At 38.3% G+C, this 12,240-nt stretch carries 13 protein-coding genes and 1 tRNA gene; 4 read left to right on the plus strand and 10 right to left on the minus strand.

The window, feature by feature from the left end; genetic code table 11:
• Nucleotides 1-19 precede the first annotated feature (19 nt).
• The 8 genes from IEU81_RS07005 to IEU81_RS07040 form a co-directional block, all read right to left on the minus strand.
• A complete protein-coding gene (locus IEU81_RS07005) occupies nt 20-367 on the minus strand; it encodes a PadR family transcriptional regulator (protein WP_186089578.1) in 348 nt (115 codons plus the stop codon).
• 111 nt (nt 368-478) lie between these two features.
• Nucleotides 479-1,201: a glycerophosphodiester phosphodiesterase gene (locus IEU81_RS07010; protein ID WP_231957202.1), complete on the minus strand. Its 723-nt coding sequence runs from the start codon at nt 1,199-1,201 to the stop codon at nt 479-481.
• Nucleotides 1,202-1,338: 137 nt separating this feature from the next.
• Nucleotides 1,339-2,085: a glycerophosphodiester phosphodiesterase gene (locus tag IEU81_RS07015; RefSeq protein ID WP_092597406.1), complete on the minus strand. Its 747-nt coding sequence runs from the start codon at nt 2,083-2,085 to the stop codon at nt 1,339-1,341.
• Nucleotides 2,085-3,203 carry an ABC transporter ATP-binding protein gene (locus tag IEU81_RS07020; RefSeq protein ID WP_186089574.1) on the minus strand — a complete coding sequence of 373 codons (1,119 nt, stop codon included), beginning with the start codon at nt 3,201-3,203 and terminating at the stop codon, nt 2,085-2,087. The genes IEU81_RS07015 and IEU81_RS07020 overlap by 1 nt, the downstream gene beginning before the upstream one ends.
• 29 nt (nt 3,204-3,232) lie before the next feature.
• Nucleotides 3,233-4,123, minus strand: a complete 891-nt coding sequence (locus IEU81_RS07025; protein ID WP_092597400.1) for a carbohydrate ABC transporter permease — start codon at nt 4,121-4,123, stop codon at nt 3,233-3,235.
• Nucleotides 4,116-5,027 carry a carbohydrate ABC transporter permease gene (locus IEU81_RS07030; protein ID WP_186089572.1) on the minus strand — a complete coding sequence of 304 codons (912 nt, stop codon included), beginning with the start codon at nt 5,025-5,027 and terminating at the stop codon, nt 4,116-4,118. Before IEU81_RS07030 ends, IEU81_RS07025 begins: the two co-directional genes overlap by 8 nt.
• A 120-nt stretch (nt 5,028-5,147) precedes the next feature.
• Nucleotides 5,148-6,485: an ABC transporter substrate-binding protein gene (locus IEU81_RS07035; RefSeq protein WP_092597394.1), complete on the minus strand. Its 1,338-nt coding sequence runs from the start codon at nt 6,483-6,485 to the stop codon at nt 5,148-5,150.
• Nucleotides 6,486-6,522: 37 nt separating this feature from the next.
• The gene (locus tag IEU81_RS07040) at nt 6,523-7,344 is read right to left on the minus strand and encodes an HAD-IIA family hydrolase (protein WP_092597392.1); all 822 of its coding nucleotides are present in this window, start codon (nt 7,342-7,344) and stop codon (nt 6,523-6,525) included.
• A gap of 265 nt (nt 7,345-7,609) precedes the next feature.
• On the opposite strand from IEU81_RS07040, the gene IEU81_RS07045 reads away from it, so the two are divergent.
• Both IEU81_RS07045 and IEU81_RS07050 read left to right on the plus strand, forming a co-directional pair.
• Nucleotides 7,610-8,176 carry a glycerol-3-phosphate responsive antiterminator gene (locus IEU81_RS07045; RefSeq protein ID WP_092597389.1) on the plus strand — a complete coding sequence of 189 codons (567 nt, stop codon included), beginning with the start codon at nt 7,610-7,612 and terminating at the stop codon, nt 8,174-8,176.
• 364 nt (nt 8,177-8,540) lie between these two features.
• On the plus strand, nt 8,541-9,542 hold the full coding sequence (locus IEU81_RS07050; protein WP_092597386.1) for an LLM class flavin-dependent oxidoreductase: 1,002 nt from the start codon (nt 8,541-8,543) through the stop codon (nt 9,540-9,542).
• A 129-nt stretch (nt 9,543-9,671) separates the two neighbouring features.
• Here IEU81_RS07050 and IEU81_RS07055 read toward each other — a convergent pair whose 3' ends face one another.
• A complete protein-coding gene (locus IEU81_RS07055; protein WP_092597800.1) occupies nt 9,672-10,526 on the minus strand; it encodes a PhzF family phenazine biosynthesis protein in 855 nt (284 codons plus the stop codon).
• 169 nt (nt 10,527-10,695) lie between these two features.
• Between IEU81_RS07055 and IEU81_RS07060 the strand changes: the two genes are divergently transcribed.
• The gene (locus tag IEU81_RS07060) at nt 10,696-11,280 is read left to right on the plus strand and encodes a sodium/glutamate symporter family protein (protein WP_231957203.1); all 585 of its coding nucleotides are present in this window, start codon (nt 10,696-10,698) and stop codon (nt 11,278-11,280) included.
• Between the two features lie 79 nt (nt 11,281-11,359).
• Here IEU81_RS07060 and IEU81_RS07065 read toward each other — a convergent pair.
• Nucleotides 11,360-11,443: transfer RNA gene (locus tag IEU81_RS07065), tRNA-Leu, on the minus strand.
• A gap of 134 nt (nt 11,444-11,577) precedes the next feature.
• Here IEU81_RS07065 and IEU81_RS07070 point away from each other — a divergent pair.
• Nucleotides 11,578-12,225: an HD domain-containing protein gene (locus IEU81_RS07070; RefSeq protein WP_186089569.1), complete on the plus strand. Its 648-nt coding sequence runs from the start codon at nt 11,578-11,580 to the stop codon at nt 12,223-12,225.
• Nucleotides 12,226-12,240 lie beyond the last annotated feature (15 nt).

Genomic DNA, 12,240 nt, shown 5'->3' on the forward strand with positions numbered 1-12,240 from the left:
CATCTCTTCAAGCATTTGTTCATACTCTTTTACGATCTGTTTCATAATGAGTATCCTCCAAAAATATCGTATTTACTGCAGAGTCAATTCTGTCCCAATTATCTTTATAAATTTTTAAATATGATAAACCCTCTTCTGTCAGAGAGTAATATTTTCTCATCGGTCCCTGCTTTGATTTAATACGGGTGCCTTTAATATAGCCTGATTTTTGTAATTTTAAGAGTAATGGATAGATACTGCCTTCGCTTACCATATCTAGATTAAATTCATGAAGGCGTGTAATTATATCGTAGCCGTACATGGGTTCTTTCTCGATTAGTTTTAAAATACAGCCCTCTAGAATACCTTTTAACATTTGTGAATTCATTTATATCAGCACCTCCTAACTTGCAAAGCAATTTAGTGGAAATATAAAACAAAGCCGCTAACTTGTAAAGTAAGTTAGCGGCGGAAGGTTTTGATTTGTTTGTTACCTCTGCTATTCTTTTAGTTCTTCAGCATAGTCGGGATAATCTGTAATAAGTCCGTCGACACCGAATTTATAAAGCCGTTCTGCTTCTGCTTCGGTTTTTATTGTGTAGGGGCTGATCTTCATTCCTGCTTGATGTACTTTGTCTACCAATTCAGATGATGCGATTTTTAAATTAGGGTTAAAGTACTCTGTGTATGCTGCGAATTCTTGCAACTGCTGATCTGTTACGTTTTTATAATTCTCCCCGGCGAGTACACCGTGGGTGATTTCCGGCAGCAGTTCTGCTGATTTGATAACAGAGGGATGATTGAATGACTGAATAACGATATTGTTTGAAGTATCCAGCTGATATTTGGCTAAAGCTTCTGCCACTTTTTCCTCAACTCCCGGATAAAGTTCGGGAGATTTTAATTCTATTAAGATATTTATCTTCTCACCGTACATTTCTAGGACTTCATTTAAAGAGGGAATCTTTTCCCCTGCATATTTTTTATCAAACCAGCTGCCGGCATCCAATGATTTTAATTCCTGTAAAGTGTAAGCCGAAATATTTCCTGTACCATTTGTAGTTCGATCCAGAGTGTCATCGTGAATGACGACCGGTAAATCATCTTTTGACAGCTGCACATCAATTTCTATATAATCTGCCTGCATCTCAACAGCTTTATCAAAGGCGGCTAAAGTATTTTCCGGTGCATAACCGGAAGCGCCTCGATGAGCAATATTCATTATCTTGTTTCTGCTTTCGTCTGTATCTCCTCCGGAAATAACGGTGAAAGTGGCTGTCACTCCAAAAGATAAGATAATTAAGAAACTAACAATTATAGCGAATCGTTTCATCTGATATCTTTCCTTTCCCCTGTGTTTTATAACTTATGACTTTTAACTATTTTTACTGCCATTTTAGGATCATCCGTGATAATGCTGGTAAGACCTAAAGGCAGCATTTCCTTAATTGATTCAGCATCATTTAAAGTCCAAATGTTTAATCCTGTATTAGAGTTTTTGCAGTTTTTAACCAGCTCTTCGTCAATCATTAAATGATTCGGATGGTAATACTCCACACTGTATTTTCTGCAATACTGTTCAGGATCAAGTAAGTTATGCATCGTTAAAAATCCACAGCTAATCCCGGGGTTCTCTTTCTTCATTTTTAAAATGCTTTTATGATTAAAGGAAGAGATAATCACACTTCTTTCCTGCTGATAATTTACAATGATTTTATTCACCATTTCCTCTATTCCATCATTCTTTACAGTACTTGTTTTTAATTCAATATTTGTGATTAAATCTTTATCCTTTGCCCATTCAAAATACTCCTGAAGTGTCATTATTTTTTCTTCAGCTTTTTTCTGATATTCATCATTGGACTCAAAGTTTGCTGCAAAATCAAAACCTTTCAGCTGTTCTAAATTATATTCGTATATAAAACCACTGCCATTTGAAGTTCGGTCGATTCTATCATCATGACAAATTACCACTTCTCCGTCTTTTGACAGATGAACGTCGATTTCTATTCCGTCTGCCTGTTCCTGATATGCACTTTCAAAAGCTGATTTTGTGTTTTCCGGGTATTTAGAAGCGTATCCGCGGTGAGCAATAATTTTAGTCATTATAATCCTTCCTCTCTAAGCATTGTTTCCTCAGTATCAAAATCAAACAAATAAATATTTTCCAGATTAAAAGACACTTCGATAACATCATCAACAAAAACTTCTTCTGTCGGGCTTAGACGGGCAACTATATCCTTTTCAGCATTTACAGAATTGAAGTATACGTAGGTATCGCTCCCCACCTGCTCCACATTACTGGTTTTAATTTCCAGCGGAAAATCCTGCTGATTATTTACATCATAAAAATTAAAGTGTTCCGGCCGCACACCAAGGTAAATATCTTTTTCAGAACCTTTAAAGTCCAATCTGTCGGAAACTGAAGATGGGAGCAGCATTTTTCGATCTCCCATATAAAGATGTACGCCGCCTTCTCTGATAAGCTTTGCTCTGAAAATATTCATTTGAGGACTGCCGATAAATTGGCCGACAAATAAATTGTTGGGGTTTTTATAAAGATTTCGCGGGGTATCGAATTGTTCCAGCACCCCATCACGCATCACTGCTATACGGTCTCCCATGGTCATCGCTTCTGTCTGATCGTGTGTGACATATATAAATGTTGTTTCCAGTTTACGATGAAGTTTTACTAATTCTGTCCGCATAGTTACACGTAGCTTTGCATCCAGATTGGATAAAGGTTCATCTAATAAGAACACTTTGGGATTTCGTACCATAGCTCGTCCGAGAGCCACCCGCTGTCTTTGCCCTCCGGACAAGGCACCCGGCTTTCTATCCAGGTATTTTCCTAATTCCAGAATTTCAGCAGCAGCATCCACCTTTTGCTTTATTTGAGCTTTAGGTTCTTTTTTCATTTTTAAGGCAAATCCCATATTATCTCTTACTGTCATGTGGGGATATAAGGCATAATTTTGAAATACCATCGAAATATCTCTGTTTTTAGACGGCAGTGTATTCACCAGTTTATCGTCTATAAAAAGTTCCCCGCCTGAAATGCTTTCCAGTCCAGCAATCATTCTTAATGTTGTTGATTTTCCGCATCCTGAAGGGCCAACAAAAACAATAAACTCTTTATCTTTAATATCCAGATTCATATTATTTACTGCTTTAACATCTCCATCATAAATTTTTGAAACGTCTTTTAATACTAGATTTGCCATCTTATGTTCTCCTTTTATTTTTACTTTAATCAGCCTTTAACCGAACCGGCTGTTAACCCTTTAATCATGTTTTTCTGACCAAATATAAAGATAAGCAGCGAAGGCACCATACAGATTACGACTCCTGCCAGCATAAGAACCATAGACTGCGAGTCCACACTGTTCAGCATGCTGACACCGATTTGCACGGTCCTGTATTCATCAGCATTTGTAACCAGCAGGGGCCACATAAACATGTTCCATGCACCGAGGAATGATTGAACTGCCAAGGCACCTATGGTTGGTCTTAAAAGGGGAATTAAAATTGTAATGATAAAACGAATATTAGAGCAGCCGTCCATGCGCGCGGATTCGTAAATTTCTGCCGGGAATGAATGGAGAGCCTGACGAAATAAAAAGATACCGAGAGCCGAAGTCATAAATGGAATGATCAGTACTCTCAGACTATCAACCCATCCCCAGCCGCTCACCATAATATATTGAGAAACAATTACAGATTCTCCGGGAATCATCATCGTGGCTAATATGACTGCAAAGATAACACTGCTTCCTTTGAACTTTAAAAAGTGGAAGCTGAAGGCAGCAAATATTGAAGTAATGATTTGCGAGAAAGTTATTGCAACTGCGACAATAAGCGAGTTTTTAATATATGTAGCAATCGGCGCTGTTTTAAATACATCTATATAATTCGAGAAAACAGGAGCCTCTGGAAAGAAAGAGGCGTCCTGCTGATATACTTCTGATGGAGCTTTCAGTGACATGCTGATTGCATAGATCAAGGGGAAAAGCACAATCCCTGCAACTGCAAGGTTCACAATAAGTAAAATAATTGACCGCCAATTCCAGAATTTTTTAAAATCAATGGCTAAAGATGTTTTTCTTTTCTTTTGAGGCAAAGTATCCACTTCGGTACTATGCATTGATTCTTCCTCCCTTATTCACTTTAAAAATGATGATTGTTAAAATTACGACAATAACAAACAAAACAATAGACTCAGCTGAGGCATAACCGTAGCGGTAATTCATAAATGCATTGCGGTAAATGTCGTAAACAATCACGTTAGTAGATTCTCCGGGACCACCGCCTGTCAAAATTCTGATTTGAGCGAACCCTTGAAAGGCATTGATGATATTGGTTACAACGACAAAGAAAGTGATGGGCTTTAAACTTGGTATCGTAATATGACGTATTTTGTTCCACCAATTTGCTCCATCAATTGATGCACTCTCATATAAAGATTCATCAATACTGGAGAGACCGGCACTAAAATATAAAAAGTTTAAACCGCTGTTCAGCCATCCTGTCAGAATTCCTATACTTAATAAAGCGTATGTGGGGTCAGCCAGCCAGTTAATATCTGTCCCGAGAATCTGGTTGACGATTCCTATGCTTTGATTGAGCATCACTTGGAACACCAGTGCTATACCGCTGGTAGCGATAGCTATAGGCAGAGCATAAGCTGCAGAAAAAAGACGAATTCCAGGAAACGTGCGCTGACATAAAAGTGCAGTAAAGAAACCTAAAAGCACTCCGACTATTACAACTATAAAAACAAAAAAGATTGTAACGATTAAACTGTTATGAAATGAACTGCTTTTAAACAGTTCAATATAATTTTCCAAACCTACAAATAAAGCATTTCTTCCGAGGTTATCTGTTATATGCAGACTGCGTATAATTGTTTGAAAAAAAGGCCAGAATAGAAATATCCCGAGTAAAAGCAGTGCCGGAGATAAATACAGAAGCGGCTCAATTTTTTCAGTCAGCGGTCTTTGTGATATTTTGTTGCCTTGAAATTTTTTTGGCTTTTTTGAAGCTTCCATTGAACCACAGTCACCTTTCAAAGATATAATTTATTATTAAGTACCGGGTAACCGGCTCCTTGCTGATCTAAGAAAATACCAGCTGTACTAAAAGAAAACAGCTACCCGATAAACTTAATTTTATTGATTATTTACGCGATTATAATTTTCAATTGCATTATTTGACTGGTCTATAATATTTTGAGCTGCTTCTTCCGGTGTTGTGCTTCCATTCAGCATATTTTCAGTTTCTGCTTCCTGAATTTGACGAATTTCCTGATAAACGGTGCTTAATCCGCCTTGAGATTCCGGGTTGGAATCATGCAGCTGATCTATTGCTGTTTGGAACTGCGGGTATTCTTCCAGGTTTTCTTTAAATTCCGGTTCCTCGTGAGCATCAACAGTAATTGGGAAATAACCAGTTTTTGCATTCCAATAGGCTTGCGATTCAGGTTCAATCATAAACTCGATAAAATCCCATGCTGCATCTTTTCTTGCTTCATCTTCAGAGTCAATCATATAAAGCGAAGCACCGCCGATGGAAACCTGACCTTCATCTTCTTCAGTAAGTGAAGGGAAGTATGCAGTACCTACTTCAAAGCTGTCGCCGACTTCGTTCAGGATTGTTCTTAAAGTTGCTGTTGAGGCAAAAGTCATAGCTGATTCCCCGGCAACAAATTCAGGCTGTCCGCCATTACGTCCAACGTTTGGAGCATAACCATCCTCATAAAGCTGATTCCAAGTGTCTAAAGCATTTTCTATTCCTTGATTTTCATCAAACACAACTTTAGAAGGGTTTTCTTCGCGTCCATTTCCATTATCGAACATATCTAATCCCTGTTTGTTCATCCATTGATCAAACCACCAGCCGTAGATATTCATTGAAATCGGCATTTCAGCACCGCCTTCTTCCATAAGTGCAGCACCAATTTCATTAATTTCTTCCATACTTGAAGGTGCTTCTTCAATTCCTGCCTGTTCGAACATATCTTTGTTGTAATAAAGAAGAGGTGTAGACGAGTTAAAAGGCATAGAGTTTAATTTGCCCTCAATTGTGTAATAAGCTGCAAGGTTAGGCTCTATTTGATTAATGTCATAGCCCGACTTATCAATATAATCCTGTACGGGAACAATCAAACCGGAGTCAATCATATTACGTGCGCCTAATTCAAAAACTTGTACAATATCAGCGCCTACTTCAGAACCTTGGGTAGAGTTTCTCAGTTTTGTAAGAGTATCATCATAGCTGCCCTGATATTCTGCAGTAACATTTACATTTTCACTTTGCTCATTGTAACGTTTGACTAATTCATCGATACCTTCACCAGGTTCGCCGCCCATGGAATGCCAAAAGGTCAATTCAACCTTTCCATCCGCAGTACCTGAAGCTTCTTCATCTGCTGAACTTTCATTACTTCCGCAAGCTGTAAGTATTACCGCAAAAGTCAGTAATAAAGTGAATAACGTAAATTTCTTCATTTTTATCCTCCTGGTTATATAAATAATTTTTCAATCACTACGTTATGCTTTTAGTATTTAAAGATAGTTCTTTCATTAATTGAGATAAATCCTCGTATATCCTATGAGGTGTGATATTCGTGTTTTCTGCTTCCTCTGCTGAAGTGACTCCAGTTAGGACGAGTGCGGTGTTCATACCGGCATTGCTTCCAAATAAAATGTCAGTATCCAGACGGTCGCCAATCATTAAACATTTTTCTCCTGCCAAATCAGTTTTTGAAAAGATATAATCAGCAGGGAACTTTGACGGTTTCCCTATAATATTTTTTGCCTTTATGTTACTTGCTGACTCAATTGCCTTAATTAAAGTACCAGCATCCGGAATAACCCCATTTTTCATAGGACAGAAAGGATCAGGATTAAGGCCGATTAATTGTGCGCCTTTCCGGACTGCTTCAGCAGCCGAATTCAGTTTTTTATAAGAAAATTCTTTGTCTAAACCGACAAGTACATGTGTGATTTCGTCTGGATTATTTGTAAGAATTATTTTTGCTTTTGCTAACTCGCTTTTAACTGAATCTCCTGCAATTACCATTACTCGCGGCACTTCCGAATATGTACGAAAATAGCTGCTGATTAAACTTACAGGTGTAATGATGTCCGAAGATTCAGCGGGTATAGAAAGGAAGTTTAAATGCTCAGCCACCTCTTCATTTGTGCGGGTTGATGAGTTCGTAAGAAAATAAATTTTCTTATTAAGTCTGTTTAAAAATTGAATAGTTTCCTCAGCATAGGGCAGTAATTTATCTTCCAATAAAATAGTGCCATCGATATCAAATATAAATAATTCTATTTCTGTCAAATCAACTATCGTTATCACCTCCTTTTAAACAGCAAAAAACCCTTCGAAGGCAAAACGAAATTATCGGACTTAAAAAAGCCGATATACTTCAGATTGCAACGAAGGGTTTTTCTCCACATATTCTCTAACCCAGAGTGCTATATGTAATTTTCACACAAGTATTATTATAGAGATTCCTTATTAATAATAAGTTAAAAGTATGTATATATTCAGTAAATTTGCACTGCTTAAATATTTACTTGTTATAATTTAATTATTATCCTAGAAGGGAACATAATATTTTATGACATCTATTAATTCGTTATTAAAAACCAACAAAGTATTCGCAGCATGCAAACCAGAAAATATTGCTACTGTATACGAAACTGAAGTAAGCGGCGCCATCTTAATGAACGGGACATTAAATTATTATTTAAATAACGTCGAAGAATTGAAGGTCTGTCCCAAACCCTTATTCATTCATACAGACCTTATAAAAGGACTTTCTAATGATAAAGAAGCTATTCATTTTATTGCAAAACACTTGCAGCCGGCGGGTATTGTTTCTACAAAGAGCGGAATGATCCGTACGGCGAAGAGTGAAGGACTGCTTACTATTATGCGTATTTTCCTAATCGATACAAGCTCCTTGAAAAACTCAATTAAACATATTAAAGACAGTAAACCGGATGCTATTGAAATTATGCCTGGCATTGCTCCGGAGATTGTTAAAACATTAAGAGAGCACGTCGAACAGCCGATTATTCTCGGCGGTTTGATCTGGAATAAAGAACATATTGACGATGCATTTCAAGCCGGTGCAGATGCTGTCTCACTCAGTAAAGAGCAATTTTGGGATTTGCGTTACTAAAAAAACGAATGTGATTTGATGTACTAAAGCGTATCGTAACTAATCCATAAAACGTTTCGCCCACAAGATATGAGTGCAAAAGCCATCATGCTCAAAAGTGACGTAGAGAAAGTAATTAAATGAGAGTATATCGTGAGTTATTCAAAAAAGTGATTCATCATAAGCCGGTGGGCTACGATGAATCGCTATTTAATTTTCACGCTATTTATTTCAGATTTAAAATATAGAAGTTAATTTAGTGAATTTGCATGCAGTTTAAAAATTTCCAATTAACGTAGTCGAAAGTTATGATGAAACCATCGCAGTACTTAATGCTGCAAAAAAATGAAGATTTAATAAGATTTATAAAGGAGAACTAATTTAAATGACAAAACATATACCTTTAAATGTTCTGGAACTGGTGGGCATTTCTGATAACCAGACAGTCAGAGAAGCCATTGAAGCCTCGTTGGATAATGCGGCGCTGATAGACGAGCTCGGATTCAAGAGACTCTGGTTCGCTGAACATCATAATACAAGAAGTCTTGCATCCGCTGCGACTTCCCAGCTGATTGCAATGGCAGCAGCACGGACAAAAAATATCCGTGTTGGATCCGGAGGCATTATGCTGCCTAACCATTCACCGCTGCAAGTAGCAGAAAATTTCGGAACTATAGCCCAGCTGTATCCGGATAGAATTGATCTTGGTTTAGGCCGTGCACCGGGTACAGACCAAAGAACATCACAGTTAATTACTCGTACCAGCAGTGATGCGCAAAACTTTGCCAATTCAATTTATGATCTTATCGGCTGGTTCAGCGATGAAGGACTAGGCCATAGTGTTCCCGTGACTTCCACAGTAGGCACAGGGACAAATATTCCAATCTGGGTACTCGGCTCAAGTATGAACGGCGCATCTATTGCCGGTCAGCTTGGATTACCCTATTCGATTGCGACTCACTTTACTCCTGAAGATTACAAACAGAAAATCGATATGTACCGTTCGTCATTCAGAACAGACTCGCCGACTGCACAAATCGATGCACCTTATGTGATGGCAGGGATTAACGTGATAGTCGCACCGACGGATGAGGAAGCAGAGAAAATATGGACAACGACACAACAAATGCTGATGGATATGCAGACTGGCCAGCAGCGTAAACTGCAGCCCCCTGTGGAGCCAGAAGAATTAGGTTCAGCAGAACAGCGGAAAATGATGGATGGTATGTTCAGTCTTAAAGCTGTCGGTTCACCAGAAACAGTTCAGAAGAAACTGGAAGAGTTTACTGAAGAGACAGGTGCGGATGAACTGATTATTGTGACTTACACTTATGATCCGGAAAAACGAAAACAATCGATGGAACTGCTGGCGGATTTGTGGTTCTAAATACAAGATAACCATAAGTTTTTAAAAAAACAGCGATTCAACAGTCCTTGCTAAATGGATTGATGAGTCGCTGTTTTGTTTTCCATGCTGAGCGTGAACAGCCAGTCACTCATACTGCCAATATACTATCTAATGAATCACAGCTTTACCAATCACAGCGTTTTTAAGTTTGTTGTCTTCAGTAAGTATATTTTTAACGATAATCTCACTCGGACGATTCATTGCCTCACCCTGGATAATATATAAATTCTCCGTTTTGGAATCTGCCAAATGATGCTGATATACATATATGCCTAAAGCAGAAGCGGCGACACCCGTCGCCGGGTCTTCGTTATAGCCGGTATTATTCGGAAATTGTCTGGCAGCAAAAGTATTTTCTTTTTGTTTATATTTTGCAAAAGGATAAAAACCTGTCGACTGGTACTTATCGCAGATTTGCCACAGTTTTTCAAAATCGGGTGTGAGCTGATTCAGGACATCTGCAGATTTCAATTTGACGATAGTTTTATAACGCGACGTTGAAATATTATTTACCGGGAAATAATCAATATCATTTACACTGATATTGAGTGCATCTGCAACTTCTGTTTTATTGGGCTGGTCTGCTGAAATTTCATGTAAGAGCTGCTCCACTTCCACCAAAATTTCACCGGATGATTGATCTATTGTTACCGGCATTTTTCCTGCCAGTGTTTCTATCATTAAGTGATTTTTTGCGGTCATCTTTTGATGAACAAGCACGGTGGCACAGGCAATTGTTGCATGGACACACATTTCCATTTCATGATTTGGTACAAAATATCGGAACTGAAAATCGCAGTCTGCATGCTTAGATTGACTGATAAATCCCGCCTCAGCTTTATATTTTTCAGCAACTGCTCTCATCTCTTCATCAGATAAATGATCTGCGTTTAAAGTGACAGGGCAAGGGTTGCCTCCTTCTTTACTGTATGGAAATACAGTTGTTTTTATTAGAGTATTCATCACACATCACATCTCCTTCATTGACATAATATTACTATACTTTCATGAAATAATATAAAAAAATAGGGGTTCAATTTTAAGGAAATTCCCCTTATTTTTGTTAGACTTGTCGTATAAATATAATTATTTATTTCTGAATTCTAAATATATAGAAAAGGATGTGGAAATTATGAGTCCGGAACAAGTCGGTTTCGCTCTGCTTTACTTAGGAATATTTCTGCTGCTTGGTAAATGGATCAGGCTGCACTCAAAAGGGATGCAGAATTTATTTCTGCCGGCATCGGTGATTGGAGGGTTTCTCGCCCTGCTTTTAGGTCCTGAGATCCTTGGACGAATCATAGGCAATTTTGCCGGAGAGGATGCTTTTCTGGCCAATGGAATTATGACTGCTGAAATTATGGAAGTCTGGTCTGCCCTGCCCGGTTTAATGATTAATGTTGTCTTTGCAACTTTATTTATCGGTACGGTACTGCCGAATATGAAAAGAGTCTGGAATGTCGGAGGACCGCAGCTCGCATTTGGCTGGACGCTTGGCTGGGGTCAGTACGTTGTCGGCTTGCTGATTGCATTACTGATACTCGTTCCATTTTATGATCTCCCGCCATTCATCGGTGCTCTGATTGAAGTGGGATTTGAAGGCGGTCACGGTACTGCTGCCGGACTGCAGGGAACATTTGAAGATCTTGGCTTCCCTGAAGCTTATGATATTGCTGTCGGTCTGTTTTATTTTGGTAAACGAAAACCAATAGAATAGTATGTATAGACACTCCGAAATCGGGGTGTCTTTTTTTATAAGAAAAAAAGACCATTCGAATGAATGGTCTTTAAAATGATGCGGATAAAGGGAGTCGAACCCCCACGTCGATTAAGACACTAGAGCCTGATTCTAGCGCGTCTGCCAGTTCCGCCATATCCGCTAACTTATTAATATTAATTAACAATAATACAAAAACCATGATTGTGTCAATACATTTATATCATTTTTGTTAAATCCAATTAAATCACAGTATAATAGAAATATATTAAAAACAGTGACGGAGGTAAGCGTTTCATGAATGAAAAAACTGTAATCAACAATATAGAATTCTGGGTGAAATCAGAATTGATGAATGAAAAGAGCGGGCATGACTGGTATCACATAGAAAGAGTAACTAACCTTGCAAAAACCTTATTAAAATCAGAAGAAGCCAATGCGTTTATCGTTGTTGCAGCAGCATTACTGCACGACATCGCTGATGATAAGGTGACTGATAATGAAGACGCTGCGCTCGATCGAATTAAACAGTTATTAAAAGATAATGCGGTCGATGAGGCTTCAATAGAAATGATTATTGATATTATTACGACGATATCATTTAAAGGCGGTACGGGAAAACAGCTGACTTATCCTGAAGCTAAAATTGTCCAGGATGCTGACAGACTGGATGCCATAGGTGCAATAGGTATCGCCAGAACATTTCAGTACGGCGGCTCAAAGGGACAGGCAATGTACGATCCGGATATTCCTGTCCGGGACAGTATGAGTTTTGAAGAATACCGTCATGGCCAATCGACTTCGTTTAATCATTTTTATGAAAAGCTGCTGCGCTTAAAAGATCAGATGAACACGCCGGCTGCTGTAAAAATCGCTGAAGAACGGCAAGTGTTTATGGAAACATTTTTAGATACCTTCTTAAAAGAGTGGAACGGTGAACGGTAAGCAATATAAAAAAGC

The organism is Jeotgalicoccus aerolatus, from assembly GCF_014635205.1.
GTDB lineage: Bacteria > Bacillota > Bacilli > Staphylococcales > Salinicoccaceae > Jeotgalicoccus > Jeotgalicoccus aerolatus.

Bases quoted from the DNA above. Each gene is read 5' to 3' on its own strand.
- IEU81_RS07005 (WP_186089578.1), bottom strand. From the start codon at position 367: ATGAATTCACAAATGTTAAAAGGTATTCTAGAGGGCTGTATTTTAAAA.
- IEU81_RS07010 (WP_231957202.1), bottom strand. From the start codon at position 1,201: ATGAATATTGCTCATCGAGGCGCTTCCGGTTATGCACCGGAAAATACT.
- IEU81_RS07015 (WP_092597406.1), bottom strand. From the start codon at position 2,085: ATGACTAAAATTATTGCTCACCGCGGATACGCTTCTAAATACCCGGAA.
- IEU81_RS07020 (WP_186089574.1), bottom strand. From the start codon at position 3,203: ATGGCAAATCTAGTATTAAAAGACGTTTCAAAAATTTATGATGGAGAT.
- IEU81_RS07025 (WP_092597400.1), bottom strand. From the start codon at position 4,123: ATGCATAGTACCGAAGTGGATACTTTGCCTCAAAAGAAAAGAAAAACA.
- IEU81_RS07030 (WP_186089572.1), bottom strand. From the start codon at position 5,027: ATGGAAGCTTCAAAAAAGCCAAAAAAATTTCAAGGCAACAAAATATCA.
- IEU81_RS07035 (WP_092597394.1), bottom strand. From the start codon at position 6,485: ATGAAGAAATTTACGTTATTCACTTTATTACTGACTTTTGCGGTAATA.
- IEU81_RS07045 (WP_092597389.1), top strand. From the start codon at position 7,610: ATGACATCTATTAATTCGTTATTAAAAACCAACAAAGTATTCGCAGCA.
- IEU81_RS07050 (WP_092597386.1), top strand. From the start codon at position 8,541: ATGACAAAACATATACCTTTAAATGTTCTGGAACTGGTGGGCATTTCT.
- IEU81_RS07055 (WP_092597800.1), bottom strand. From the start codon at position 10,526: ATGAATACTCTAATAAAAACAACTGTATTTCCATACAGTAAAGAAGGA.
- IEU81_RS07060 (WP_231957203.1), top strand. From the start codon at position 10,696: ATGAGTCCGGAACAAGTCGGTTTCGCTCTGCTTTACTTAGGAATATTT.
- IEU81_RS07070 (WP_186089569.1), top strand. From the start codon at position 11,578: ATGAATGAAAAAACTGTAATCAACAATATAGAATTCTGGGTGAAATCA.